Annotated in this window: 23 protein-coding genes and 1 pseudogene; 12 read left to right on the forward strand and 12 right to left on the reverse strand. The window is 67.1% G+C overall.

Annotation, left to right across the window (positions count from 1 at the left end; translation table 11 throughout):
- Positions 1 to 4: 4 nt before the first annotated feature.
- Positions 5 to 1,672, reverse strand: a complete 1,668-nt coding sequence (locus AB0O71_RS04110) for an amidohydrolase (protein WP_363742364.1) — start codon at positions 1,670 to 1,672, stop codon at positions 5 to 7.
- Positions 1,673 to 1,748: 76 nt separating this feature from the next.
- Complete coding sequence (locus tag AB0O71_RS04115) at positions 1,749 to 3,182, reverse strand: APC family permease (RefSeq protein ID WP_363742367.1); 1,434 nt, start codon at positions 3,180 to 3,182, stop codon at positions 1,749 to 1,751.
- A 176-nt stretch (positions 3,183 to 3,358) separates the two neighbouring features.
- Here AB0O71_RS04115 and AB0O71_RS04120 point away from each other — a divergent pair, with 176 nt between their 5' ends.
- Complete coding sequence (locus AB0O71_RS04120) at positions 3,359 to 4,072, forward strand: TetR/AcrR family transcriptional regulator C-terminal domain-containing protein (protein WP_363742369.1); 714 nt, start codon at positions 3,359 to 3,361, stop codon at positions 4,070 to 4,072.
- 118 nt (positions 4,073 to 4,190) lie between these two features.
- Here the strand turns inward: AB0O71_RS04120 and AB0O71_RS04125 are convergent, their stop codons facing one another.
- Both AB0O71_RS04125 and AB0O71_RS04130 read right to left on the reverse strand, forming a co-directional pair.
- The gene (locus AB0O71_RS04125) at positions 4,191 to 5,603 is read right to left on the reverse strand and encodes an APC family permease (protein WP_363742371.1); all 1,413 of its coding nucleotides are present in this window, start codon (positions 5,601 to 5,603) and stop codon (positions 4,191 to 4,193) included.
- A gap of 40 nt (positions 5,604 to 5,643) precedes the next feature.
- Entirely contained in the window at positions 5,644 to 7,305 is a 1,662-nt protein-coding gene (locus AB0O71_RS04130) for an amidohydrolase (RefSeq protein ID WP_363742374.1), read from the reverse strand.
- A 162-nt stretch (positions 7,306 to 7,467) separates the two neighbouring features.
- Here AB0O71_RS04130 and AB0O71_RS04135 point away from each other — a divergent pair, with 162 nt between their 5' ends.
- Positions 7,468 to 8,172 (forward strand): helix-turn-helix domain-containing protein, encoded by a 705-nt coding sequence (locus AB0O71_RS04135; protein ID WP_363742378.1) that lies wholly within the window; start codon positions 7,468 to 7,470, stop codon positions 8,170 to 8,172.
- Here AB0O71_RS04135 and purU read toward each other — a convergent pair.
- A complete protein-coding gene (purU, locus tag AB0O71_RS04140) occupies positions 8,169 to 9,056 on the reverse strand; it encodes a formyltetrahydrofolate deformylase (protein WP_363742381.1) in 888 nt (295 codons plus the stop codon). The two genes, AB0O71_RS04135 and purU, sit on opposite strands and share 4 nt — an antisense overlap.
- 124 nt (positions 9,057 to 9,180) lie before the next feature.
- Between purU and AB0O71_RS04145 the strand changes: the two are divergent.
- The 9 genes and pseudogenes from AB0O71_RS04145 (at position 9,181) to ccsB (ending at position 18,168) form a co-directional block, all read left to right on the forward strand.
- Positions 9,181 to 11,486 (forward strand): annotated as a pseudogene (locus AB0O71_RS04145) (carbon starvation CstA family protein).
- A 12-nt stretch (positions 11,487 to 11,498) separates the two neighbouring features.
- Positions 11,499 to 11,681: a YbdD/YjiX family protein gene (locus AB0O71_RS04150; RefSeq protein ID WP_363742384.1), complete on the forward strand. Its 183-nt coding sequence runs from the start codon at positions 11,499 to 11,501 to the stop codon at positions 11,679 to 11,681.
- 199 nt (positions 11,682 to 11,880) lie between these two features.
- A complete protein-coding gene (gene glyA, locus AB0O71_RS04155) occupies positions 11,881 to 13,164 on the forward strand; it encodes a serine hydroxymethyltransferase (RefSeq protein WP_363742388.1) in 1,284 nt (427 codons plus the stop codon).
- Positions 13,165 to 13,167: 3 nt separating this feature from the next.
- Entirely contained in the window at positions 13,168 to 14,043 is an 876-nt protein-coding gene (locus tag AB0O71_RS04160; RefSeq protein ID WP_363742391.1) for a bifunctional methylenetetrahydrofolate dehydrogenase/methenyltetrahydrofolate cyclohydrolase, read from the forward strand.
- Positions 14,044 to 14,159: 116 nt separating this feature from the next.
- Positions 14,160 to 14,885, forward strand: coding sequence for a VTT domain-containing protein (locus tag AB0O71_RS04165; RefSeq protein WP_363742394.1), 726 nt, complete (start codon positions 14,160 to 14,162; stop codon positions 14,883 to 14,885).
- Between the two features lie 16 nt (positions 14,886 to 14,901).
- Positions 14,902 to 15,555, forward strand: coding sequence for a DedA family protein (locus AB0O71_RS04170; RefSeq protein ID WP_363742397.1), 654 nt, complete (start codon positions 14,902 to 14,904; stop codon positions 15,553 to 15,555).
- A gap of 80 nt (positions 15,556 to 15,635) precedes the next feature.
- Positions 15,636 to 16,019, forward strand: coding sequence for a metalloregulator ArsR/SmtB family transcription factor (locus tag AB0O71_RS04175; protein WP_363742400.1), 384 nt, complete (start codon positions 15,636 to 15,638; stop codon positions 16,017 to 16,019).
- Between the two features lie 69 nt (positions 16,020 to 16,088).
- The gene (locus AB0O71_RS04180; protein ID WP_363742403.1) at positions 16,089 to 17,081 is read left to right on the forward strand and encodes an SRPBCC family protein; all 993 of its coding nucleotides are present in this window, start codon (positions 16,089 to 16,091) and stop codon (positions 17,079 to 17,081) included.
- Between the two features lie 142 nt (positions 17,082 to 17,223).
- Positions 17,224 to 18,168, forward strand: a complete 945-nt coding sequence (gene ccsB / locus AB0O71_RS04185) for a c-type cytochrome biogenesis protein CcsB (RefSeq protein ID WP_363742715.1) — start codon at positions 17,224 to 17,226, stop codon at positions 18,166 to 18,168.
- Between the two features lie 53 nt (positions 18,169 to 18,221).
- Here ccsB and AB0O71_RS04190 read toward each other — a convergent pair whose 3' ends face one another.
- From AB0O71_RS04190 to ugpC, 6 genes are all read right to left on the reverse strand, one after another.
- Positions 18,222 to 18,857: a chlorite dismutase family protein gene (locus AB0O71_RS04190; protein WP_363742406.1), complete on the reverse strand. Its 636-nt coding sequence runs from the start codon at positions 18,855 to 18,857 to the stop codon at positions 18,222 to 18,224.
- A gap of 46 nt (positions 18,858 to 18,903) precedes the next feature.
- A complete protein-coding gene (gene ppk2, locus AB0O71_RS04195) occupies positions 18,904 to 19,860 on the reverse strand; it encodes a polyphosphate kinase 2 (RefSeq protein ID WP_363742408.1) in 957 nt (318 codons plus the stop codon).
- 93 nt (positions 19,861 to 19,953) lie between these two features.
- Positions 19,954 to 20,268, reverse strand: a complete 315-nt coding sequence (locus tag AB0O71_RS04200; RefSeq protein WP_363742411.1) for a metal-sensitive transcriptional regulator — start codon at positions 20,266 to 20,268, stop codon at positions 19,954 to 19,956.
- 19 nt (positions 20,269 to 20,287) lie between these two features.
- Positions 20,288 to 21,196 (reverse strand): EamA family transporter RarD, encoded by a 909-nt coding sequence (gene rarD, locus AB0O71_RS04205; RefSeq protein ID WP_363742413.1) that lies wholly within the window; start codon positions 21,194 to 21,196, stop codon positions 20,288 to 20,290.
- Positions 21,197 to 21,199: 3 nt separating this feature from the next.
- Positions 21,200 to 21,652, reverse strand: coding sequence for a GNAT family N-acetyltransferase (locus AB0O71_RS04210; RefSeq protein WP_363742415.1), 453 nt, complete (start codon positions 21,650 to 21,652; stop codon positions 21,200 to 21,202).
- Between the two features lie 132 nt (positions 21,653 to 21,784).
- Complete coding sequence (gene ugpC, locus AB0O71_RS04215) at positions 21,785 to 22,867, reverse strand: sn-glycerol-3-phosphate ABC transporter ATP-binding protein UgpC (RefSeq protein WP_363742417.1); 1,083 nt, start codon at positions 22,865 to 22,867, stop codon at positions 21,785 to 21,787.
- 253 nt (positions 22,868 to 23,120) lie between these two features.
- On the opposite strand from ugpC, the gene AB0O71_RS04220 reads away from it, so the two are divergent.
- On the forward strand, positions 23,121 to 24,335 hold the full coding sequence (locus AB0O71_RS04220; RefSeq protein WP_363742419.1) for an NADP-dependent isocitrate dehydrogenase: 1,215 nt from the start codon (positions 23,121 to 23,123) through the stop codon (positions 24,333 to 24,335).
- 225 nt (positions 24,336 to 24,560) lie between these two features.
- Here AB0O71_RS04220 and AB0O71_RS04225 read toward each other — a convergent pair whose 3' ends face one another.
- Positions 24,561 to 25,556: a LacI family DNA-binding transcriptional regulator gene (locus AB0O71_RS04225; RefSeq protein WP_363742421.1), complete on the reverse strand. Its 996-nt coding sequence runs from the start codon at positions 25,554 to 25,556 to the stop codon at positions 24,561 to 24,563.
- Positions 25,557 to 25,744 lie beyond the last annotated feature (188 nt).

The raw sequence follows: 25,744 nt of genomic DNA on the forward strand, positions 1-25,744 counted from the left end.
AGGATCACCCGGCGCGGTGCAGTTCCTCACCGAGCACGGTGGTGCTGCGCACGCGCGACTCGAGCAGGGCCTCGGGGCTCGCCTCGAGCGGGTTCACGTCGAGCACGATGAAGTCGGCGCTCAGGCCCGGTCGGATCCGGCCCGTCGTGCCGTCCATCTCGCCGGCGAACGCGCCGCCCGCGGTGATCGCCGTGAGCGCGTCGGCGGGAGTGAACGCCCGCTCCGGATGATACGGAGCGCGTTCGGGCGCGAGCACCGAGGCACCGGTGAGCGCGATGTAGAGGTTCGGGATCGCCTCGTGCGGCGCGGTCGGAGCGTCGGTGCCGAGCGTGATGTCGACGCCGGCTGCTCGGAACTTCTGCCAGGGGAAGCCGAGTTCTTGCCGCTCGTCGCCGAGCTGCGCCTTCCAATTGTCGAGCACCGCCGGATCGCAGTGCACGGGCTGCATCGACGCGATGACGCCGAGCTCGCCCATCCGGGTGATGGTGTCGTCGGCGACGCTCTCGAGGTGCTCGATGCGGTGGCGACGGGCGCGCGGCCCGTTGACGCGTACGCAGTGCTCGACGACGTCGAGGGCGATCTGGCTCGTGCGGTCGCCGATCGCGTGCATCGCAATCTGCAGGCCGGCCCGATCTGCGGCCTCGGCGACGGGGAGGATGCGCTCCGCGGTCCAGATCGGCTCGGCGTTGCTTCCGTTCGCGTAGGGCGCGAGCATCGTGGCGGTGCACGCGTCGATGACGCCGTCCATGATGAATTTCACCCCCGCGATGCGCAGCCAGTCGGCGGCCGGCCCCGAGGCGATCTCGTCGCGGAGGGCCGCGATGCGATCGGCACCGGCGACGTCGCGCGCGGTGTCTCCCGTCGGCTCGAGAATCCAGTGCGCGGTGATCGGGAAGGGGAGGCGCCCGTCTCGGGCGATGATCGCGTGCACACCGTCGACCTCGGCGGCGTTCAGCGACATCTCGGTGGCTCTGGTCACGCCGGCTTCGAGATAACTCGCGAATGCGCGGTCGAGAGCGGCGACGACATCCGCTTCGGTGGTCTGGGAGAGCAGGAAGGCGGAGGCGTACTGGGTGCCGGCGGTTTCGAGCAGCAGTCCGGTCGCGTCTCCGGCTGCATCGCGCACGATCTCGCCTCCGACGGGATTCGGGGTGTCGCGCGTGATGCCCATCTCTCGAAGCGCCGCGCTGTTCACCCAGACCGAATGGAAGTCATTGGCATCGAGGTACACGGGAACGTCGGGAAGCACCCGATCGAGCATCTCGGCGGTCGGGAGACCATCGGAGATCGCGTCGAACAGCCAGCCGCTACCGAGCACTCGCGCCGCGGACGGGTCGGCCGCTCGGGCGGCGAGGAGGCGCTCGTGCATCTCATCAAGCGTGGCGCAGTCGCGCAGCTGCACACGGGCGAGCGACTCGCCGAACCCGACGAGGTGCGTGTGCGAATCGATGAAGCCGGGAGCGACGAACCGCCCCTCGAGGTCGACCTCGACGACCTCGCGCGATCCGGCGCCGCCAGTGACGCCCCCCACTGCCGTGCGCACGTCGTCGATCGAGCCGACGGCGACGAAGCGCCCCTGCTCCACGGCGAAGGCCTCGGCGATCGGGGTGGGCTGCTCGGGGGTGGGATCGGCGGTGAAGACGACGGCGTTGCGGTACAGGATGGTCGACACGGGGGCCTCCGGAAAGTCGGGTGAGAAGAACGCGCGGACGGGGGTGCCGCGGTTGCTCAGCACCCCCGGGCATCGGTCAGCGCTCGGTACGGGCCTCTGCGGCGTCGAGCGGGTACTCGGCGGAGAGGGCGTCGATCGTTTGGGTCGACGGGATCTCCTCCGAGAAATTGAGCTTCGGCACCGGCTTGCGGAAGAAGCCGGTCTTCAGCGCGAGAATCGCGACGCCGATGAGCATCCAGATGCCGCCGATGATCCAGGTGAGGCCCTCGAGCGAGGTCCACAGCCAGATGGTGAGCCCAAAGCCGACGAGGGGAATGACGCCGTATCGGAACCAGCCCCACGCCGAGACGGGCTCGGTGCGGCCGCCCTTCGGGAAGAGGTACGTGCGGATCACCGAGAGGTTGACCATGGCGAATGCCGCGAGCGCACCGAAGCTGATCATGAATGCCGCCTGGTCGAGGCTCACGAAGAGGCTCGCGAGTGCGACGACGGAAACGGTGGTCGCAGCGACGATGGGGGTGCCGAAGCGCTTCGAGAGGATGCCGAGCGGCTTGGGGAGGATGCCGTCGCGGCCCATCGAGTAGAGGATGCGCGATACCGCGACCTGGCCCGCAAGGCCCGATCCGAAGCAGCCGGCGACGGTGATGATCACGAAGATCGCCGCGAGCAGGTCGCCGCCGACGTGGCCGAAGAGTACGGCGCCCGCCGCGTCGAGCAGTTCGGTCGACGCAGTGCTCCAGTCGTCGAGGTAGTACGCGCGTGCGCCGAGGTACGAGACGACGATGAAGATGAGACCGCCGATGATCGTCGTGAGCATGATGGCGCGGGGGATGTCGCGACGAGGGTTCTTCGCCTCTTCTGAGAGGGTCGATACGGCGTCGAAGCCGAGGAACGAGAGCGCGAGGATGGCGGCGCCCGTGAAGATCGGGCTGTAGCCGACGGAGCCTGGAATGAACGGCTCGAGCAACGAGGGCGCATTCGGGTCATTGATCGCGGTCTTGATGGCGAGGATCGCGAAGACGATGACCGCGGCGAGCGAGACGACGACGATCACGGTGTTGATCTTGCCGACGAGCGAGATGCCGAGCACGTTGAATACGAACACGGCGATGAGGGCCGCGAGCGTGAAGATCCACGTCGGGACGCTGGGGAACTGCGTGCTGACGTAGAGCCCGAGAATCAGGAAGTTGATCATCGGGATGAAGAGGTAGTCGAGCATGAGCACCCAGCCGGTGAGGAAGCCGGTGGTGCCGCCGAAGGCCTGCTGGGAATACGTGTAGGCCGATCCTGCGACGGGATAGCGGCGCACCATCGCTGCGTAGCTCGCCGCGGTGAAGAGCATGACGACGAGAGCGACGATGTACGAATCGACGAGGTGGCCCTCGGTGAGCTGGTTCACGATGCCGTAGGTGGTGAAGACGGTGCCGACCGCCATGTACGAAAGCCCGAACAGCGTGAGGGTGATGGGGCCGAGCGTGCGCTTCAAGTGCGCCCCGGTTGCTTCGCTCACTGAATCTCCTGTGATGTGGCGGCTGATGCCGGTGTCGTGCGCCGATTCCGTCTGCGGAACGGCGACCAAAATGAACGCGGTTCTTTTTGACCTGATTAGACTAGACGGAGATCGTCGGAAACGCGAGTCAGGTGCACTGGCCCGCGCCGCGAAGCGTCGACAAAGGAGTGATGCACGTGAGTGAACCGGTGCGCCGGCGCGTGGGTCGACCGAGCACGCAGGTGCTCTCGAGGGTCAGGATCGTCGAAACGGCGCTCGACCTGCTCGACGAGCACGGCGAGGGGTTCGGCATGCGAGACCTGGCGCGCGAACTCGGCGTGCGACCCTCAGCGCTCTACAACCACGTGGAGAACAAGGAAGACGTCTTCCGCGGCATCCGCGAGGTGATCGCGGGCCGGGTGTCGCAGCGGGAGTTGGAGTGCGAGCCCTGGGATATCGCCCTCGCGGCGTGGGCGCGTTCGTATCGGGACGCCTTCGCCGCTCATCCGCCGACGATCGCGCTGCTCGCCGTCATGCCGTTCGACCCGAGTTCCGAGGTGTTTCCGTCGTACGAGCGCATCCTGGCCCTGCTCATCGGGGAAGGCTGGAACCGCGCAGACGCTCTCAATATTCTCGTGGCACTCGAATCGTTCATTCTCGGGTCGGCGCTCGACGCCGCAGCCGCTCCAGACATGCTCCACGCGGGCGACCGAGACGATGTGCCCCAGTTCGCCGCCGCGTACGAGGAGCGGCAGCGGCGCACGGCCGACACGGGCAGCGGCCCCGCTGATCAGGCCTTCGCGACGGGGCTCGATCTGATGCTGCTCGGGCTCCGGGCGCAGCAGCGCGAACGGGCCGAGCAGCAGAGCGACGCGGCCGGGGCGGGCGTGTCGCGGGTCGTCGCCCCGTGAGCCCGTGCGCCCGCCGACTCCCTGCCTGCGCGCCGATTCCCTATCGAGACGGCGTGTACGTCAGTAGGAAGTCGGCGTGCAGGCAGGGAATCGGCGCATACGCGATTCCCTGGGACGTTTACCGCGGGTCGAGCGGGTAGTCCTCCGCCAACTGATCGATCTGCTCGGTGCTCGGATCGCTCTCCGAGAAGTCCATCTTCGGCACGGGCCGGCGGAAGCCGCCGGTGACGAGCGCGATGATGACAACGCCGACGGCCAGCCAGATCCCGCCGACGAGCCAGGTGAGGGCCTCGAGCGAGCTCCAGAGCCAGATCGTCAGCGCGAAGCCGATCAACGGCATGACTCCGAAGCGGATCCAGGCCCATGCTCCCTCCGGCCGCTTGCCGTTCTTCGGGAAGAGGTAGGTGCGGATGACCGAGAGGTTGACCATCGCGAACGCCGCGAGTGCACCGAAGCTGATCATGAACGCCACGGTGTCGAGCGAGAGGAAGAGGGCCGACAGCGCGAACACCGACACGACCACCGCGGCGATCACCGGAGTGCCGAAGCGGGAGTGCAGTCGCGAGAGCGGTTTCGGCAGCATGCCGTCGCGCCCCATCGCGTACAGGATTCGCGAAACCGAAACCTGACCGGTCATGCCCGAGCCGAATGCGCCGACGACGTAGATGGCGACGAAGAATGCCGTGAACCAGCTCGTGCCGAAGCTGTCCATCACGGTCGTGCCCGCGGCGTCGATCTGCTCGGGGCTGAGCGTCGTCCAATCGGGGTTGAACGCGAGCGCGCCCGCCCACGAGACGAGGATGAAGAAGAAGCCGCCGAGCATCGTTGCGAGCAGAATCGCGCGAGGAATGTCGCGACGGGGATTCTTCGCTTCCTCCGACAGCGTCGAGACCGCATCGAAGCCGAGGAAGGAGAGCGCGAGGATCGCCGCTCCCGATGCGATCGCTCCGATGCCTCCCTCGCCGAACGTGAAGGGATCGATCAGGCCGACCGACTGATCCCCGCCGAGGTACTGCTTGAACGCGAGCGCGACGAAGACGACGACGAGCACGACGGAGAGGGCGATGATGACGAAGTTGATCTTGTTCACCAGCGTGATGCCCAAGATGTTGAAGACGAGTACGACGACGAGAGCGGTGAGGGTGAACACCCAGATCGGGATCGCCGGGAACTGCGTGTTCAGGTAGATGCCGATGAGCATGAAGTTGATCATCGGGATGAAGAGATAGTCGAGCAGCATCACCCAACCGGTCAAGAAGCCGGCGGCGCCGCCGAAGGACTGCTGCGAATAGGTGTAGGCCGATCCGGCAACCGGATACTTGCGCACCATTGCGCCGTAGCTCGCCGCGGTGAACAGCATGGTGATCACTGCGATGACGTAGGCCGCCGGCAGGTGCCCGTCGGTGACCTGGTTCACGATGCCGTAGGTGGTGAAGACGGTGATGACCGTCATGTAGGTGACCCCGAAGAGGGTCAGGCCGGTGAGGCCGAGCGCCCGCTTGAGGCGGGGTTTGGCTTGCGTATCGCTCACGGTGGTCTCCTTTGAGTCGTGCGATGTCGTGAGAACGGCGTTAGGTGGTGCGGGTGGTGCTGGTTCGGGAAGCGCTCAAGTAGGTCACATCGCCCGCGAGCCACGTGCCGTGGACGACGAGGTCGGCGATGGACTCCGGGGCGATGGTCAGCGGGTTGGCCGAGAGCCATGCCGCATCGGCGACGCGGCCCACCTCGAGGGTGCCGCGATCGGTCGCGAGGGCCTGTCGGGCGATCCCGGAGGTGTAGGCGGCGAGTGCGGCGCCGGCGCTGATGCGTTCTTCAGGCAGCCAGGCGTCGGCGTCGGGTTCGGTATGGCTGTGGCGCGTGATCGCCGTCGAGAGTGCCGGGCGCCAGTCGCGCGTCGTCACCGGCCAGTCGCTGCCGAACGTGACGGTGGCGCCGCTGCGGTGCACCGAGCCGATGAGATACTGCCAGCCTTCACGGGAGTGGCCCAGGTGCGGGATCGTGAGATCGCGCATCACCGCATCGCACTGCGCCCAGTAGGGCTCGAAGTTCGCGATGACACCGAGCTCGGCGAAGCGCGCGACGTCTGCGGGATCGAGCACGGCGACGTGAGCGATGACATCGTGGCGTTCGCGGGGAGGGTTCGTTTCGCGCGCGTGCTCGAGGGCGTCGAGCGCGCTGCGATTCGCGGCGTCGCCGATGGCGTGCAGGTGCAGCTGGAATCCCTCGGCGTCGAAGGCGCGGACGGCGTCGGTGAGTTCGGCGTCGCTCCAATTCGGCAGGCCGCGATCGTCGGGGCGGTCGGCGTACGGCTCGATGAGCGCGGCCGTGTGGCTCTCGATGACGCCGTCGAGGAAGAGCTTGACCGTTTCACCGCTCAACCGCGGGTGGCCCAGCGATCTGACGCGGTTACGATTCGTGACGAACTCGGCGACCTGCTCGCGCCAGCGGGCCGGGTCGGCGCGGAAGGCCAAGTTGACGCGCGTGTGCAGGCGCTCCTGCTGCGCTGCCTCGAGGTAGAGCTCGAGGTCGGCCGGCTCCACCCAGGCGTCCTGGATCCAGGTGGTGCCCTGCTCGGCATACCCCCGCGTCGCCCGCTCGATCGCGTCGAGGCGCTGGTCGAGCGCGAACGCAGGAACGATCTCGGCGATGAAGTCATTCGCCGCGGCCTCCTGCAGCGTGCCGAGCGGGGTGCCGTCTGCGCGGCGCACGATGCGGCCGAGTTCTGGGTCGGGGGTGTCGGCCGTGATGCCGGCGGCCGCGAGGGCGGCGCTGTTCACCCAGGCGGTGTGGTAATCCCAGGCTCGCAGAATGGTGGGGGTATCGCCGGTCACGTCATCGAGCCATCGTGCATCGAAGACGCCGCCCTCAGAGAACGTGGCGTCATAACTCGCCCCGATGATCCATTCGGCATCGGGATTGGCGGCCTTCCAGTCGGCGACCGCCGAGAGGATGCCGTCGAGGTCGGTCGCTTGCCGCACCTGCGGTCCGAGCGCCTCGACGCCCCCGAGCACGGGGTGGGCGTGACCGTCACCGATACCGGGCACCAGCGCGCCGCCGGCGAGGTCGATCACCGTCGTCGCATCTGCGGCGAGCGCACGGGCGTCGTCATCGAGCGCGACGACAGCGCCCGATCGGAACGCGATCGCGTCGCTCGTCGCTGTCGAGTCATCTCGATCGGGATCGACGATCACCGCTCCGTTGACGAAGACGGTGACGTGCGAATCAACGCTCATGCTGCATCCTTGCTGCTCGGTGCCGGTGTGGCGGTGGGGCTACAGTGGTAAACGAACGAGGTTCGTTTACCGGCGGGACGAGACTAGTACGGATTTCCGGCGAGTGCGAGCAAACGAACCGATTCGTTGCGCAATTCGTATCGGAGAGCACGAAGGAGTGGCATGGCGACCGAGGCGGCCCCGAAGCGGCGGCGTGCAGGTCGACCGAAGCAGAATGTGCTCTCGGCCCGACTGATTCACGAGACCGCACTCCGGCTCATCGATCAGCACGGGGTCGAGGGCGCTGGCATGCGCGCGATCGCCGCGGAGCTCGGCGTGCGACCTTCCTCGCTCTACAACCACGTCGCCGGTCAAGCCGAGCTCATCGCGGGCGTGCGCGACCTGGTGAGCGAACGGATCCCCACAGCTCCGTTCGCCGAGCTGCCGTGGGATGCGGCGCTCGAGCAGTGGGCGCTCGGGTATCGGCTCGCCTTCGCTTCGCACCCGCCGACGATCGCGCTGCTCGCCGTGCAACCACTCGATCCCGATTCGGGCACGTCGTTCATGTACGACGCAGTAGCGGCCGGTCTGGTGCGCGCGGGGTGGCCGCAGGAGCGCGCACTCTCGGTGATCGTGGCCTTCGAGTGCTTTATCCTCGGGGCCGCGCTCGATCTCGCGGCGGACCCGGCGATGCTCGATCCAGGGCGCCGGGACGATGTTCCGGCTTTCTCCGGTGCCTATCGCGCTCGGGGCGCTGCGCTCGCCGCAGCGGGAATCAGCCCGGCCGACGACGCGTTCGGCATCGGCCTACGGGCGATGCTCACCGGTCTGCGCGCCGAGTATGCCGCACTCACAGCGCGGGAGGACGACGCTCGACGGCGCTCCTAGAAGATGATCGTGCGGTCGCCGTCGACGAGCACGCGGTTCTCGGCGTAGGAGCGCACGGCGTGGCGCAGCACCCGGGCCTCGACGTCCTGGCCCAGCTGCGTGAGTGAGCGCACCGTGTACCCGTGGTCCACGCGAATCGTGTCCTGCTCGATGATCGGCCCCTCGTCGAGGTCGGTGGTGACGAAATGCGCGGTGGCTCCGATGAGCTTCACGCCGCGCTGGTGCGCCTGCTTGTAGGGGTTCGCCCCCTTGAAGCCGGGCAGGAAGGAGTGGTGAATGTTGATCGCGCGTCCCTCGAGCGCGGCGCAGAGCTCGGGCGAGAGGATCTGCATGTAACGGGCGAGCACGACGAGTTCGATGTCGAGTTCTGCGACGGCGTCCAAGACGCGCGCTTCGAACGCCGCCTTGTCGTCGCTGCCAGCAATGGCGCGGTGCTCGAACGGCACGTCGTAGAACTCGGCGATGTCGCGCACCGTCTCATGGTTGGAGAGCACGAGCGGCACGTCGATGGCGAGCTGGCCCGCGCGACGACGGTAGAGCAGGTCGTTCACGCAGTGCGTCGCGGTCGAGGCGAGGATCAGCGTGCGGACCGGTCGGTCCGCACGATCCAGGCGCCAGGTCATGTGATAGCGCTCGGTCACCGGGGCGAGCGCGGAGGCGAACCGCTCGTCGAACGTCTCCGGCTGCGCGATGGCCTCCACCTGCAGGCGCATGAAGAAGCGCCCGGTGTCCGCCGATGCGAACTGCTGACTCTCCACGATGTTGCCGCCGGCTGCCACGATGGCGCCGCTGATCGCGTGCACGATCCCGGGTCCGTCGATGCAGGAGAGGGTGAGCACCCACTGGGTGTCGGGCGCGGCGGAAGGTGCGGAGAGCGTAGTCACGGTGTCCAGGGTAGTGCGTGCACTGCACCGGCCCAATTTTGCTACAGTGTGCGCCGGGGGGCGTTGCCCGTGCATTGCGCAGATCAGCACCCGGCGGCGAGCATCAGCGCAATGGAGTGAGTCGATGTCGCACCCCCGTAGTCCAGACGCACCAGACCCGGTTTTCGAACACAACCCGGTTTCCGAACAAGACCCAGTTTTCGAACACGACACTGGCCTCCCGCCGGTCGCGCTCACCGACGCAGAGCACGCCGAGGACGCGGGCAGGCACCGCGGTCTGAAGATCGCGATCTGGATCGCGGTCGGCGTCCTGGGAGCGGTGGGCTGGACCATGCTCGCCCTGGCGCGAGGCGAGACGGTGAACGCCATCTGGTTCGTGTTCGCGGCGTCTGCACCTATCTCATCGGCTACCGCTTCTACTCGAAGTTCATCGAGTGGAAGATCGCGAGACCGGACGACCGCCGTGCGACACCCGCGGAGTACCGGGCGAACGGCAGCGACTACGTCGTCACCGACCGGCGCGTGCTCTACGGCCACCACTTCGCCGCGATCGCCGGCGCCGGGCCGCTCGTCGGTCCCATCCTCGCGGCGCAGTGGGGCTTTCTTCCCGGAACGATCTGGATCGTCGTCGGCGTGATCGTGGCGGGCGCCGTGCAGGACTACCTGGTGCTGTACTTCTCCATGCGCCGCGGAGGCCGCTCCCTCGGGCAGATGGCCCGCGACCAGCTCGGCAGCGTCGGCGGGACGGCGGCGATTCTCGCCACCCTCGTCATCATGGTGATCATCGTCGCGATTCTCGCGCTCGTCGTCGTCAACGCGCTGGCCGAGAGCCCGTGGGGCGTCTTCTCCGTCGGGCTCACCATCCCCATCGCGCTCTTCATGGGGGTGTATCTGCGCTACCTGCGCCCGGGGCGCATCACGGAAGTGTCGATCATCGGGTTCGTGCTGCTGATGGCCGCCATCATCTCCGGCGGATGGGTGGCCGAGACCGAGTGGGGCGCGGCCCTGTTCACCCTGGACAAGACGACGCTCGCCTGGTGCATCATCATCTACGGCTTCATCGCGGCCGTGCTGCCGGTCTGGTTGCTGCTCGCGCCGCGCGACTATCTCTCGACCTTCATGAAGATCGGCGTGATCCTGCTGCTCGCCGCGGCGGTGATCCTCGTCATGCCGAACGTCGAGGCCCCGGCGCTCAGCCAGTTCGCCTTCACGGACACCGCTCCGGTCGTGACCGGCAGCATCTTCCCATTCCTCTTCGTCACGATCGCGTGCGGCGCCCTCTCCGGATTCCACGCGCTCATCGCGAGCGGCACGACCCCCAAGCTCGTGCAGAAGGAGCGGCAGACCCGCGTCATCGGCTACGGCGGCATGCTCATGGAATCGTTCGTGGCGCTGATGGCGCTGGTCGCCGCAGTGACGCTCGATCAGGGCATCTACTACGCCATGAACGGATCCGCCGCAGCAACGGGTGGCACCGTGCAGGGCGCGGTCGACTTCGTCATGGGTCTCGGCCTCACCGGAGCCGACGTCTCAGCGCAGCAGCTCACCGACATGGCCGCCGCTGTCGGCGAGGAGAGCATCGTCTCGCGCACCGGCGGCGCACCGACCCTCGCGCTCGGGCTGGCGAACATCATGAAAGATCTCATCGGCGGCACGGCCATGATGGGCTTCTGGTACCACTTCGCAATCATGTTCGAGGCCCTCTTCATCCTGACCGCCGTCGACGCCGGCACGCGAGTCGCCCGCTTCATGCTGCAGGATTCGATCGGCAACGTCGTGCCGAAGTTCGGCGACAACTCGTGGCGTCCCGGGGTGTGGATCGCGACCGCGATCATGGTTGCTGCGTGGGGATCGATCCTGATCATGGGAGTCACGGATCCGCTCGGAGGCATCAATACGCTCTTCCCGCTCTTCGGGATCGCCAACCAGCTGCTCGCGGCCATCGCCCTCGCCGTGGTCATGGCCATCGTCGCGGCGCAGAAGAACTTCAGGTACCTCTGGGTGGTCGTCGTGCCGCTCGCGCTCACCGCCGTGGTCACGATCACGGCCTCGGCATTCAAGATCTTCTCACCGAACCCGGCGATCGGCTACTGGGCGAATCATGTCGCATTCCGCGAGGCGCTCGCCGCAGGGGAGACGTCGCACGGCACGGCGGATGGAGTCGAGGCGATGAGCGCCGTCGTGCGCAACACCGCGATCCAGGGGACGCTCTCGATCCTGTTCGTCACGCTCGCGATCATCGTCATCATCGCTGCCGTGCTCGCGGTGCTCCGCTCGCACCGAAGCCCGGAGGCCGCGGATACGAGCGATCCGCCGGTCGCATCCCGCACTTATGCTCCTGCCGGTATATTGGCGACTCCGAACGAGCGCAGGCTCGAGCGCCGTTGGGTCGACGAACAGCTGCATACGGCGCGCGCGAGCGGGCACTGAGTGCGTTGCCTCGTGCGTGCGATCGGGGCGCGTCTGCGCTGGTTCTGCCGCGAGCTCTTCGGCGACACCAAGTACGAGCGCTACGTCGCGCATCTTCGCGCCGCGCACCCTGGCGTGCCGGTGCCCGACGTGCGCACCTTCTGGCGCGAGCACTACGCCGAGCAGGATCAGAACCCCGGCGCGCGCTGCTGCTGAAGGCGCAGACGTCGGCGATGGCGGCACGCACACCGCTCGCCGCCGTCGCTCCCGCTTGCTAAGCTGAGGCCGTCGTGACTGGCGTACAGATGGTCACCATCGGGAAACGACACACTGCTTGCATGGGACGGCCGCTCGCCTGGGTCGGATCCGGAAATGTTGCCGCGCTCGCGCGCGAATCACCACCGAGGAGCATTGCATGACCACCCAGTCAGCCTTTTTCAACGAGCCGCTCGAAGTCGTCGATCCCGAGATCGCCGAGGTTCTCAAGAACGAGCTCAATCGTCAGCGTTCCACGCTGGAGATGATCGCCAGCGAGAACTTCGTGCCGCGCGCGGTGCTCGAATCGCAGGGATCCGTGCTCACCAACAAGTACGCCGAGGGCTACCCGGGGCGCCGGTACTACGGCGGATGCGAGTTCGTCGACGTCGCTGAGGATCTCGCCCGCGAGCGGGCCAAGTCGCTCTTCGGCGCAGCGTACGCCAACGTGCAGCCCCACTCCGGCGCTTCGGCCAACGCCGCCGTGCTCTCGGCAATCGCCGAGCCGGGCGACACGATCCTCGGTCTCGAGCTGTCGCACGGCGGCCACCTCACGCACGGCATGAAGCTCAACTTCTCGGGCAAGCTCTACAAGGTCGCGTCCTACGGCGTCGATCCCGAGACCTTCCTCGTCGACATGGATGTCGTGCGCCAGCAGGCGCTCGAGCACCGCCCCAAGGTGATCATCGCCGGGTGGTCGGCCTACCCCCGCACGCTCGACTTCGCGAAGTTCCGCGAGATCGCCGACGAGGTGGGCGCGACCCTGTGGGTCGACATGGCGCACTTCGCGGGTCTCGTTGCCGCGGGCCTCTACCCGAACCCGGTGCCGCACGCGCACGTCGTCTCGTCGACCGTGCACAAGACCATCGGTGGGCCCCGTTCCGGCTTCATCCTCACCAACGATCTCGAGATGCACAAGAAGCTCAACTCGAACGTCTTCCCGGGCCAGCAGGGCGGGCCGCTCATGCACGTGATCGCCGCGAAGGCGACCGCGTTCAAGCTCGCCGCGACCGAAGAGTTCGCCGACCGTCAGGTGCGCACGCTCGCGGGTGCGAAACTCGTCGCCGATGCGCTGACGACCGAGGCCGCTCGCGGCGCCGGCGTCGATGTGCTGACGGGCGGTACCGACGTGCACCTGGTGCTCGCCGATCTGCGCAACTCCTCGCTTGACGGGCAGCAGGCGGAGGACGCGCTGCACGCCGTCGGCATCACGGTCAACCGCAACGCGGTGCCGTTCGATCCTCGCCCGCCGATGGTCACGTCGGGCCTGCGCATCGGCACGCCCGCGCTCGCGACGCGCGGGTTCGGCGACGCGGAGTTCGCCGAGGTGGCCGACATCATCGCGCTGACGCTGCAGCAGTCGGGCGACGTCGATGCGCTGTCGGCACGCGTCACGGCCCTCGCCGACGCGTTCCCGCTGTACCCCGGTCTCGAGGAGTGGTAACCGGTGGCCGCTGAACTTCTGGATGGGAAGGCAGCTGCTGCGGCGATCAAAGCGGAACTCGCGGCGCGTGTAGCGGCGCTGCTCGAGCGCGGCATCGTGCCCGGACTCGCGACCGTGCTCGTCGGCGACGATCCGGGCTCGCAGTGGTACGTGGCGGGCAAGCACCGCGACTGCGCCGAGGTCGGCATCGCGTCGATCAAGCGCGATCTCCCCGAGACGGTGTCGCAGGAGGAGCTCGAGGCCGTACTCGACGAGCTGAACGCCGATCCCGCGTGCACCGGCTACATCGTGCAGCTGCCGCTGCCGAAGCACATCGACACCGACCGGATCCTCGAGCGCATCGATCCCGATAAGGACGCTGACGGGCTGCACCCGACGAACCTCGGGCGACTCGTGCTCAACGCGAATCGGCCGATCGAGTCGCCGCTGCCGTGCACCCCGCGCGGCGTGATCGAACTCGTGGAGCGCAACGGCATCTCGTGGGCCGGCAAGCACGTCGTGGTCGTGGGCCGCGGCGTCACCGTGGGCCGTCCGATCGGTCCGCTGCTCACCCGACGAGAGTTCAACGCGACGGTGACGCTGACGCACACGGGAACGCAGAATCTCGGCGGCATCCTGCAGCAGGCCGACGTGATCGTCGCCGCAGCCGGGGTCGAAGGAATCGTGCGCGCGGAGCACGTGAAGCCGGGCGCGATCGTGCTCGACGTCGGGGTGTCGCGCAAGACGGATCCCGAGACCGGGAAGAGCCGTGTCGTCGGAGACGTCGACCCCTCGGTCGCTGAGGTCGCGGCGTGGGTGTCGCCGAATCCCGGCGGCGTCGGACCGATGACGCGTGCGCTTCTGCTGCAGAACGTCGTGGAGATGGCGGAGCGCGGCTGACGCCAGTGCGGCAAGCGCTGCGCCGCCCTATTGGGGGTGCCGAGCTTTCAGGCGGGCGCGACATACTGGTGTGCGTCGTGCCCGCCATCCACTTCGACGAAAGCTGAGCACCGTACGTGAGCTTGACGACCACCGCCCTCTCCGCGATCGCGACCGTCCCCGCGCTGTTCGGCATCGACTGGCTCGACCCCGAGACTCTGCTGGAAGCGGGCGGCTGGATCGCCCTCGTGCTGGCCTGCGCCTTCGTGTTCTTGGAAACGGGCGTGCTCGTGCTCGCCTTTCTCCCGGGCGACTCGCTGCTCTTCACTGTCGGCCTGTTCAGTGCCACGGGCATCATCGACGTGCCGATCTGGCTCACCTGCACCCTGCTCTTCGTGTTCGCGTTCGCCGGAGATCAGATGGGGTTCATGATCGGCCGCAAGCTCGGGCCGGCCATTTTCAATCGGGAGAAGAGCCGATTCTTCAATCCCGAGAACGTCGCGCGCACGCATCTGTTCTTCGAGAAGCACGGTCCGAAGGCGATCATCATCGCGCGCTTCCTTCCGATCTTCCGCGCGTTCGTGCCCGCGGCTGCCGGGGTCGGCAAGATGGAGTACCGCCACTTCGTGCTCTACAACGCGATCGGCGCCCTGCTCTGGGGTGTCGGGGTGACGCTCCTCGGGTTCTTCCTCGGGCAGATCCCCTTCGTGCGCGAGTACAGCGAGGTGTTCATCATCGTCCTCGTGCTGATACCCGGCATCCCGATCCTCATCGAGCTCGCGCGAGCGTTCACCCACTGGCGCACCCAGCGACGTGCGGCGGCCGCGGCTCCCGTATCGCCGGCCGGCGACGAGATCGTCTGAAGCGAGGGTCGGGAACATGCGCATGAACACGCATCCGAGTGGCGACTACGAGGGCCTCGTCGGGTGGATCCTGAACCTGATGGAGACCATCGGCGAGCTGGGCGTCGGCCTCGCGGTGTTCCTCGAGACGTTCATCCCGCCGATTCCCTCCGAGGCCCTGCTTCCCGGCGCGGGATTTCTCGCGTACGAGGGGCGTCTCGACTTCTGGCTGGCGTGGGCCATGGCGACGCTCGGCGCGCTGGTGGGCGCATGGGTCTGGTACGCCATCGGTGCGGCATTCGGTCGCGACCGTACTCGCATGGTCGTGGGCAAGATCCCGCTGATGGATCACGATGACTTCGATCGTGCAGAGGCGTTCTTCGCCCGGTGGGGCGGTACGGCGGTGCTCGTGGGCCGCTGCGTTCCTCTGGTCAGATCCTTCATCTCGATTCCCGCCGGAATCGAGCGGATGTCGATTGTGAAATTCAGTCTCTACACGCTGCTCGGATCAGGTGTGTGGAACGCGATCTGGATCGGGCTGGGGTACGGCTTCGGGCCGGCGATCAAGCCGATTCTCGAGCAGTGGAGCGGCGTGCTCTCCGACGCGGTCATCGCGATCGTCATCGCGCTGTTCCTGTGGTTCGTGATTGCCCGACTGGTGCGCAACGCGAGGCGAAAGCGCGCGTCGTAGCCTCTCTTCGGGCTCGTGTTGAGCGGAGCGGGTGACGGAGTGCTTGACGCGTCGCGTGGTGCGGCGTAACGTGCAACCAAATGGTTGCACGAATCTCGCCCCAGCCCGACGGAGTCACCCCCGTGGAGCACACCGCTGCGCTCTCTGAGGAGCAGGTGAACCGCATTTTCCGCGCGCTTGCCGATGAGACTCGGCGCGACATCGTGCGTCGCACGTTGACCGCGGAGGCGTCGATCTCCGAGCTGGCTGCCGACTACGACATGTCGTTCGCCGCGGTGCAGAAGCACGTCGCCGTGCTCGAAGCCGCAGACCTCGTTGCACGCACACCGAAAGGAAGGGAGCGCATCATTCACGGCAACCCCGAAACCATCCGCCTGGCTCAGCAGCTCCTGGGCCACTTCGAGCAGATCTGGCGTTCGCGCATCGATCGTCTCGACGCGTTCCTCGCCGAACGTCCCGAGTAGCTGCCCCGAGTCAACCCCGTGCCGCTGCACCGACGCAGCGTTCGCCCGCACCTCAGAAAGGTCGTCACCATGCCCATCACATCCGTTGCCACCGACACCGACGCCTACACACTCACCGTCGTCGCCGACTTCACCGTCCCGCTGCGCCGACTCTGGGATGCCTACGCCGATCCCCGGCAGATCGAGCGATTCTGGGGGCCGCCGGAGTACCCTTCGACATTCACCCGTCACGACGCCGTCGTCGGCGGGGTGAGCACCTACGTCATGATCGGCCCCGACGGCGAGCGCAGCGGAGGCTACTGGGAGTGGGAGGCGGTCGATGCGCCGCACTCCTTCGTGGTGCGCGACGGATTCACCAACGAAGACGGCACGCCGAACACCGATTTCCCCAGCGTGCGCATGGAGTTCGCATTCGCCGAGACGGCACTCGGTTCGCGTCTCACCACGACGTCCCACTTCGGTTCGCTCGAAGCGCTCGAACAGCTGAAAGCGATGGGAATGGAAGAGGGTATGCGCGCCGCGATGGCACAGATCGACGCGGTCGTCGAGGATCTCCAGGCGTTCGCCGCCGGGCGTGCGACCGAGGTGCAACTGCTGGGTGACACCCAGGCACGGGTCTCGCGCATCATTCGCGGATCGGTCGAGCAGGTGTGGCAGGCCCACGTCGATCCCTCACTGCTGGGGCGATGGCAGCTGGGACCCGATGGGTGGAGCATGCCGGTGTGCGAGTACGGCGCCGAGGTCGGTCAGCAATTGCGCACCGAGTGGCAGAACGACGAGAGCGGCGAGCGCTTCGGCTTCGCCGGTGTCGTGGTCGAGGCCGCTCCGCCGCGTCGCCTCGTCACGACGGAACGCATGATCTCGCCGCAGAATCCCGACGGAGCGGGAAGCCCCGAGACGCTGAACGAGATGACGCCCACCCCCGTCGACGGCGGTACGCTGCTCGCCTATGTGATCACGTATCCCGACGCCGAGGTGCGGGAAGCCGTGCTCGCCACGGGAATGGCCGAGGGTATGGAAACCGGCTACCAGCGTCTGGAGCAGGTGGTGCTCGCGGGGTAAACCGCGAGCACGGGCGGGCCGGCAGCGTGAGCGCCGGCCCGCCCGTGCCAGGGGCGTCAGTTCACAGCGGGAGCGGCTACTCTAGGGGACTGTGCTGCTGACGGAACTGGAAAACTATTCGACCATCGCCCTGTACTCGGCGATGATCGTCTACGCCATCGCCTTCGTGTTCTACGCGGTGGATCTCGCGAACCGCAGCGGCGACGCAGCCGCCGCGGCGCGCACGCCCGCTGCTGAGGCAGATTCGGCGAGCGCTGCAGGTGGGGTGGCGACGCTCGTGCGCACGGCGCCGCCGAGCCGTGCCACCGTGGCCGGCCCGAAGCCCCGGCGATCCCGATCGCTGCGCATCGGCTTCTCGCTCACCGTGCTCGGATTCCTGCTCCACCTCGGAGCGACCGTGCTGCGCGGCATCGGTGCGGAGCGCGTGCCGTGGGCCAATATGTACGAGTTCGCGCTGACCGCCACGTGCGCCATCGTGCTGATCTTCTTGGTCGTGCAATTCTTCGTCGACCTGCGCTTCCTCGGTGCGCTCATCACCGGAATGACGATCCTGTTCCTGGGCGTGACGAAGGTGAACTTCTACGTCGCCATCGTGCCGCTGCAGCCCGCGCTCGACTCGTACTGGCTCGTCATCCACATTCTCGTGGCCGTGCTGGCGGTCGCCTTCCTGACCCTGTCGTTCGGCCTGTCGGTGCTGCAGCTGCTGCAGGCACGACGCGAGGCCCGCGAAGCGCAGGGAGGCGTGCCGACCATGCGCTTCCTCACGACGTTCCCCGCAGCGGTTCGTCTGGAGGACCTGTCGTATCGTCTCGCGATCATCGGCTTCGTGTTCTGGACCTTCACGCTGATCGCCGGCTCGATCTGGGCGGAAGCGGCGTGGAGCCGGTACTGGGGCTGGGACACGAAGGAGGTCTGGACCTTCGTCATCTGGGTGCTCTACGCCGGGTACATCCATGCGCGTGCCACGCGCGGATGGCGGGGCACGCGCTCGGCATGGCTATCGGTCATCGCCTACACGGCGGTCATCTTCAACTTCACGATCGTCAACGTGTTCTTCAAAGGACTGCACGCCTACTCGGGCCTGTAGAAGCGAATGGTCCGTACCTCTCGAGGCCCGGACCGAACTCGAGCGCCTGCTCGTTACTGCAGCACCTCGACCATTTCAGCCGGGTCGATGAGACGCCCAGCGATCGTGCCACCGCGCGCACCCGATCCTCCAGCATCGCGCAGGTGGTCGACGATCCACGCGAGCTCGTCGGCCTCGTAGGTCACGATCCAATCGGCATCGCCGATGCCGCATGCCGCCGCCGACTGGATGGCGACCGCTCCCGGAGCGCCTGCCAATCCCGGGCGCTCTGACACGGCGCTCACGGAGAGCCACTGCTTGGGCGCCTCGTCGGATCCGGTCGCATCGACCACGATGCCGAGCGCGCTCCACGTGCGGATCAGCGGCTGCACAATGGCTGCGCGACGCAGCTGACGAAGAGACCACTGCAGGTCCTCAGGAGCGACTCCCTGCAGCCAGACGAGCACGTCGGCATCCGACCGCACCCCGCTCACGTCGTACCAGCCGCGAATCACCACGCCCTCGTCGTCGATCTCGCGGGAGACGTCTTCGAGCTCGCGCACGATGCCGGGCACGTCGCGGCCATCGAGCACGACCGGGTGCGACGAGCTGACGCGGAAGGCCGCGAAGAGCGAGAAAGTCGTGTCGGGCACGCCGCTCTGCAGTGCGTCGGACGGGATGGCTGCGGGATCGATTCCGGGTTCGCTCATGTCTCCATCGTGGTGGGCGGAGCTGAGCGATGCAAGGGGCTGCGGTTCAGCGTCCGCCGACCACCGGGAAGCTCCCAGCGGGCGCCTCGCCCTCGTCGTACACGGTCGCCGGGGAGTCGATGAGGCGCGAGTCGGGAATGCCGACCACCTGCTCGTCTTTGTCGGGATAGTCGAACCGCGAGAGCACCCACCGCATCGCCTCGAGGCGTGCGCGCTTCTTGTCGTTCGACTTCACCACCGTCCACGGAGCGTGCGGAGTGTCGGTGTAGAAGAACATCGCCTCCTTCGCCTCGGTGTAGTCGTCCCACTTGTCGAGACTCGCGAGGTCGGTGGGGGAGAGCTTCCACTGCTTGACCGGGTCCTCGGAGCGCGACATGAAGCGCTCGTGCTGCTCGGCCTTGCCGACCGAGAACCAGAACTTCACGAGGTGCACGCCCGAGTTCACGAGCATTTGCTCGAACTCGGGAGCCGACCGGGTGAACTCGAGGTACTGCTGGGGCGTGCAATAGCCCATGACACGCTCGACGCCGGCGCGGTTGTACCACGAGCGGTCGAACATGACGATCTCGTCCGCCGAGGGCAGATGCTGTGCGTAGCGCTGAAAGTACCACTGCGTGCGTTCGCGCTCGGTCGGCACCTCGAGGGCGACGACGCGTGCGCCGCGCGGGTTGAGGTGTTCGGTGAAGCGCTTGATCGCGCCACCTTTTCCGGCCGCGTCGCGTCCCTCGAACAGGATCACGATCTTCTCGCCGGATTCCTTGACCCACGCCTGCAGCTTCAGCAGCTCGATCTGCAGCAGACGTTTCTCGAGCTCGTACGCACGGCGTGAGAGCTTCGTTTCGTACGGGTAGCCTTGTCGCCACGCGGCATCGGGCCCATCGCGCTCCGGTCGGCCGACGGAGAGCAGCTCGCCGATCTCATCGATCTCGGGCGTGACGTCCACGTCACCGGGCGCGGCGCGCTGGAAGGCGTCGCCCGGTGTCTGGGGAAGCTCTGCATCCATTCGGAAGCCTTTCGAGTCTGGCGATCAGGGCCCCTCAAGTGTGGTCTGCATCGGTGAACGGTGAGCGTCGAGGGGCTGAATGCGGGGTGACGGTCAGCGCACGAGGCGAGCGATGGCCGCCGACGCCTCGTGCAGCTTCTCGGCGGCGACTTCACCGCCCTCGGCCGCGGCGGAGGCGACGCAGTGGCGGAGGTGATCGTCTAGCAGCTCGAGCGCGACGCGCTCGAGCGCCTTTGTCGCAGCCGAAACCTGCGTGAGAATGTCGATGCAGTACTCGTCCTCCTGGACCATTCGCTGCACGCCCCGCACCTGACCCTCCGCACGACGGAGCCGCTTCAGGAGTTCGTCTTTGTGCTCGATGTAGCCGTGCGTGTGCTCAGCGCACACCGGATCCATGACTTCGCTCATGCGAGAACTGTACCCGGAGTTACCCGCCCGTTCGCCGACGGCGCAGCAGGCCGGCGACCCCGCCGCCGATCAGCACCAGCACGGCCGCCCAGATGGCGATGTAGAGCGGGTATTCGGCCGGGTCGATGCGCTCCCCGTTGAGCATCGATGCGACGACGAGGAGTGCCGGCTCGAGGTAGCTGAGCAGCCCGAACACGCTGATCGTCAGCAAGCGGGAAGCGAGGATGTAGCAGACGAGCGCGACGCCCGTGCCGATGCCGAAGACCGGGCCCAGCCAGACGAGGGCAGGGTTCTCAGCGAGCGAGCTCCCCGTAACGAGCTCACGACCCAGGAGGACCGCCGCGACCGGTGTCATCGCGACGAACTCCCAGAACATGCCGCCGAGGTGAGCGAAGCCGAGCGCTCGTCTCAGTACGAAGTACACCGGATAACCGACCGCGACGAGCAGCGTCTCCCACGACACCCCGCCGGCGCGCACGAGTTCATACCCGACGCCGATTGCGGCGATGCCGGCGGCGCTCCACTGCCACCACTGCAGGCGGTCTTTGTAGACGAACTTTCCCACGAGCACGAGCATCAGGGGAAGCAGGAAGTAGCCCAGCGCGACCTGCAATCCGCGTCCGTGCAGTGGAGCCCAGGTGAAGACCCAGAGCTGAACCGCGATCAGCGCGCCGCACCCGATCACGCCGAGTACGAGGAGCGGCGTGCGTCGGAGCCTGCTGGCGAGCTCGGCGACGAGGTACCACTGGCGTGCGGCGAGCAGGGCAAGCGCGATGATGGGGATGGCGCACAGTGTGCGGAGCGCCCAGATCGCTTCGGCCGGAGCCGGCGCGAGGAGCGGAGTGACGAAGTAAATGCCCGCGAACAACACGGAAGAGGCGACCGAAACGATCGCCCCTCGTGATTCGCGGCTCGGTGAGCCGGTCAACCCTTACAGATCGATTGCGCCGATGACCTCGCCGTACGGCGTCTCGCCGATCGGAGCGAAGCCGATGTGCAGGAAGAACCCTTCGGGTCCCTCCTCACCGCGTTCCCACAGCACCGTGACGCGTTCGAATCCGCGGCGGCGAGCCTCATCGATGAGTGCCCTGACGGCGAAGGAGCCCACGCCGGAACCCTGCTCCTCAGCGTCGACGTTGATGCGCCAGAGAGCAGCTCTGAACTCCTCCTGCGAAGCCTCGGTGTCGAAATTGCCGTGAATGAAGCCGACGACCTCGTCATCCCGCAAGACGACCCGCTGCCAAGCGGTGTGCGCGGGCGTGACCGCCGCTGCCGCAGCGTAAGACACGGGCGTGATGAACTGCTCCTGGCCTCGCTTCAAGCCCAACGTATTCACCGCGACGATGGTCGCTGCGGAAAGCTCTTCGAGTCTCAGGTCGCTCATGAATCAAGGCTAGCGCTTCGCGGCGTTCGCGCAAGACCCCGGTCCCCTCCTGGATCGGGGGCGATTTCGGGGCGTCGCCGCAGGGGCGAGTGCCCCGAAATCGACCCCGAACGGGCGGTCGGAGGGGCGCCGTTAGGAGAGGCGGGCGCCCGACTCTGCGTCGAAGACGTGCACGCGGGCCGGGTTCGGGGCCAGCGTGACGGTGTCGCCGGCCTCGGGGTGCACGCGCCCGTCGACCCGCGACACCACATCGGTGCGCACGCCGTCGACATCGGCGTGACCGTACAGGTACCCGTCGGCGCCGAGCTCCTCGACGAGATCGACCTCCACCCGGATGCCGGGTTCGCCCTCGGAGACGACCGCCAGGTCTTCCGGTCGCATGCCGATGGTGACGGCGCCGCTCGACGCGGCACTGCGGACGGAGGTTTCGAGTGGAACCTCGAGCGATCCGGCACGCGCCCCCTCGCCCGCGATGGTCGCCGGCAGCAGGTTCATCGCGGGCGACCCGATGAAGCCCGCCACGAACACGTTGTTCGGCGTCTCGTACAGGTCGCGCGGGGTGCCGATCTGCTGCAGCACGCCCTCCTTGAGCACCGCGATGCGATCGCCCATGGTGAGCGCCTCGGTCTGATCATGCGTGACGTACACCGTCGTGACTCCGAGCCGACGTTGCAGCGACGCGATCTGCGTGCGGGTCTGCACCCGCAGCTTCGCGTCGAGGTTCGACAGCGGCTCGTCCATCAAGAAGACCTGCGGCTGACGCACGATCGCGCGCCCCATCGCCACGCGCTGCCGCTGACCGCCCGAGAGCGCCTTCGGCTTGCGGTCGAGGTACTCCTCAAGGTCGAGCATGCGAGCGGCCTCGCGCACACGCTCCTCGCGCTCCGCCTTCGAGACGCCGGCGATCTTGAGCGCGAAGCCCATGTTGTCGGCGACGGTCATGTGCGGGTACAGCGCGTAGTTCTGGAAGACCATCGCGATATCGCGATCCTTCGGGGGAACGTCGGTGACGTCGCGCTCGCCGATGAGGATGTGACCGCCGTCGATCTCCTCCAGCCCGGCGAGCATGCGCAGCGTCGTGGATTTGCCGCAGCCCGATGGGCCGACGAGCACGAGGAACTCCCCGTCTCCGATATCGAGATCGAGCGCGTCGACCGATGGTCGTGATGCACCCGGGTAGACCCGGGTGACATTGTCGAACGTAACTGTTGCCATGATGTACTCCTCTGCCGGCAGGCACGTGCCGGACGATCCGTTGCAGTGGAAGACGGCTGCGTCGCCGTCGGTACCCGGTTCGGGTGACACCTACATTAGGGGAGCAGTGGCTTCGAGCGCCATGACTGAATTGCGGGGGCGATCGGGCGGCTGAGGGACTGCAGCGCGGCGAATGTATCTCGATGTCGAGATACTCAAACGGACTCGGGTAGGATGATTCACGGCTCATACACGACGAGAAACGGGAGAAGCGTTGGCGAAGATCAAGGTTGAAGGTACGGTCGTCGAGCTCGACGGCGACGAGATGACCCGCATCATCTGGCAGTTCATCAAGGACCGCCTCATCCACCCGTACCTCGACGTCACGCTCGAGTACTACGACCTCGGCATGGAGCACCGCGACGCCACCGACGATCAGGTGACCATCGACGCTGCGAACGCCATCAAGAAGCACGGCGTCGGCGTCAAGTGCGCGACCATCACCCCCGACGAGGCTCGCGTCGAAGAATTCGGCCTCAAGAAGATGTGGCGCAGCCCGAACGGCACCATCCGCAACATTCTCGGCGGCGTGATCTTCCGCGAGCCGATCATCATCTCGAACATCCCCCGCCTCGTTCCGGGCTGGAACAAGCCGATCATCATCGGCCGTCACGCATTCGGCGATCAGTACCGCGCGACCGATTTCCGGTTCCAGGGCGAGGGCACGCTGACCGTCGAGTTCACGCCGAACGACGGCTCGGAGCCGCAGAAGTTCGAGGTCTTCCAGTCGCCCGGCGACGGCATCGCGCAGGTGCAGTACAACCTCGATGCCTCGATCCGCGACTTCGCCCGTGCCTCGCTGAACTACGGCCTGAACCGCAACTACCCGGTGTACCTCTCCACCAAGAACACCATCTTGAAGGCCTACGACGGCCGCTTCAAGGATGTCTTCCAGGAGATCTACGACACCGAGTTCAAAGATCAGTTCGAGGCAGCCGGCCTGACCTACGAGCACCGCCTCATCGACGACATGGTCGCCTCGGCCATGAAGTGGGAGGGCGGCTACGTCTGGGCCTGCAAGAACTACGACGGTGACGTGCAGTCGGACACGGTGGCGCAGGGCTTCGGCTCGCTCGGCCTCATGACCTCAGTGCTCGCGACGCCCGACGGCAAGGTCGTCGAGGCGGAAGCGGCTCACGGAACGGTCACCCGCCACTACCGCCAGCACCAGCAGGGCAAGCCCACTTCGACCAACCCGATCGCGTCGATCTTCGCGTGGACCCGTGGTCTTGCGCACCGCGGCAAGCTCGATCAGAACCAGGAGCTGATCGACTTCTCACACACGCTCGAGGACGTGGTCATCAAGACCGTCGAGTCGGGCAAGATGACGAAGGACCTGGCGCTGCTGGTCGGCGCGGATCAGGGCTACCAGACGACCGAGGAGTTCCTCGCGTCGATCGACGAGAACCTGGCTGCGCGTCTGGCGTGATGGCTGTGCGCCCGCGCGTGAGCGCTGGTTGAGGCGGGGATCGGTGCTTCGGCGCCGGTCCCCGTTTTCGTGCGCCCGGGGGTGAGCGGGTGTGGCTTCGGCGGTCGACACGGCTTCGGTGACAGACGGGGCTTTGGTGAGCGACGAGCCACGGCTGCGCGTCTCACCGAAGCCGAATCTCACACGGCGCTGCCGCGATGGGCGGCGACATGACGGGCAGCGCCCTCAGCCCCGCATCGTCGACTCGCGCACGTCGAGCGTGGCTCGCGGCACTTCGAGCGGCACCGTGAGCGGCGTACCCTCGGCGAGGTGCACGGCGACTTCGACGGCTCGCGCCGCGATCCCCTCCGGGTGGAGGTCGAGGGTGGTGACGCTGGGCTGTGAGATGCGGTTCTGCAGCGCTCCGGAGCCCGCGGCGAGCAGCAGGTCTTCCGGTACGCGGATCCCGTGGCGGTGCGCAGCGGCATTCAGCCCGGCGGCGTGGCGGCCGGTCAGGCAGAAGAGTCCGTCGGGGCGGGTTCCGGTCGCTGCGCCGAAGAACCGTTCGATGGCGGCCTCTCCGATGCGCTCGCCCTCCGCTTCGGGGAACGCTGCGATGTCGGGTGTCTGGCCCCGACGCTCGCACCAGGCGAGGTAGGCCTCTTCCGACTCCCGGTTCCAGGCGTTCTGGTCGGTGCCGGTGAGCAGTGCGACGCGTTCGGCGCCCGCCTCAGCGAGGTGGTCGAGCGCGAGCTCCGTCTCCTCCCAGTCGCGCGTCGCGAGCTCGATGAACTGGCCGCGCCGCGCGGGGTCGGAGCCGACGGAGACGAACGGGATGTGGCGTTCGGAGAGCATCGTGAGCACCGGGTCGTTCGCGAAGGGCTCCGACACGATGTACGCGTCTGCTGCGGTGGCGCTCAGCGGCGCCCCGGGGCGGGTGGGATCGTCGACGAGCATCATGCTGTAGCCGCGCTCCATCGCCGCGAGTGAGGCCGCGCCGGCCATCCTGAGGAAGTAGTCGACGCCTTCCGGAAGGAAGGTGTCGAGCGATCGCAGCGGACGGATCACGAGTGCGAGCAGCCCGAGGCGGGAGTTCTGCAGCCCTCGGGCGATCGGACTCGGCCGATATCCGATCTTGCCCGCGACGAGGGCGATGCGGTCGGCCGTCTCCTGCCGCACGACGCCCTTGCCGTTGAGGGCGTGCGAGACGGTGGTGGGCGAGACGCCGGCGGCTTTCGCCACGTCTTTGATGGTTGGTCGCTCGCTCGCTTGCACCTCGTCAGAATAGCCGGTCAGCTGCGGGTGAGCGGAACGATTCCCAGGCGGCCCCCGGCTGATCCGTCATCAAAACGTGATAACCAAACCGTTTTTCACAAACCGTTTTGGGTGCTAGCATCGCCGGTGGGTCTTCGCTCGGCAGGTGTCGGGAT

This window comes from Leucobacter sp. NPDC077196 (assembly GCF_040687075.1).
Classification (GTDB): Bacteria; Actinomycetota; Actinomycetes; order Actinomycetales; family Microbacteriaceae; genus Leucobacter.

Excerpts from the sequence above, each read along its gene's own strand:
- AB0O71_RS04130 (WP_363742374.1), bottom strand. The coding sequence starts at position 7,305 with ATGAGCGTTGATTCGCACGTCACCGTCTTCGTCAACGGAGCGGTGATC.
- AB0O71_RS04135 (WP_363742378.1), top strand. The coding sequence starts at position 7,468 with ATGGCGACCGAGGCGGCCCCGAAGCGGCGGCGTGCAGGTCGACCGAAG.
- glyA (WP_363742388.1), top strand. The coding sequence starts at position 11,881 with ATGACCACCCAGTCAGCCTTTTTCAACGAGCCGCTCGAAGTCGTCGAT.
- AB0O71_RS04170 (WP_363742397.1), top strand. The coding sequence starts at position 14,902 with ATGCGCATGAACACGCATCCGAGTGGCGACTACGAGGGCCTCGTCGGG.
- AB0O71_RS04175 (WP_363742400.1), top strand. The coding sequence starts at position 15,636 with ATGGTTGCACGAATCTCGCCCCAGCCCGACGGAGTCACCCCCGTGGAG.
- AB0O71_RS04180 (WP_363742403.1), top strand. The coding sequence starts at position 16,089 with ATGCCCATCACATCCGTTGCCACCGACACCGACGCCTACACACTCACC.
- ccsB (WP_363742715.1), top strand. The coding sequence starts at position 17,224 with ATGATCGTCTACGCCATCGCCTTCGTGTTCTACGCGGTGGATCTCGCG.
- AB0O71_RS04190 (WP_363742406.1), bottom strand. The coding sequence starts at position 18,857 with ATGAGCGAACCCGGAATCGATCCCGCAGCCATCCCGTCCGACGCACTG.
- ppk2 (WP_363742408.1), bottom strand. The coding sequence starts at position 19,860 with ATGGATGCAGAGCTTCCCCAGACACCGGGCGACGCCTTCCAGCGCGCC.
- AB0O71_RS04200 (WP_363742411.1), bottom strand. The coding sequence starts at position 20,268 with ATGAGCGAAGTCATGGATCCGGTGTGCGCTGAGCACACGCACGGCTAC.
- AB0O71_RS04210 (WP_363742415.1), bottom strand. The coding sequence starts at position 21,652 with ATGAGCGACCTGAGACTCGAAGAGCTTTCCGCAGCGACCATCGTCGCG.
- ugpC (WP_363742417.1), bottom strand. The coding sequence starts at position 22,867 with ATGGCAACAGTTACGTTCGACAATGTCACCCGGGTCTACCCGGGTGCA.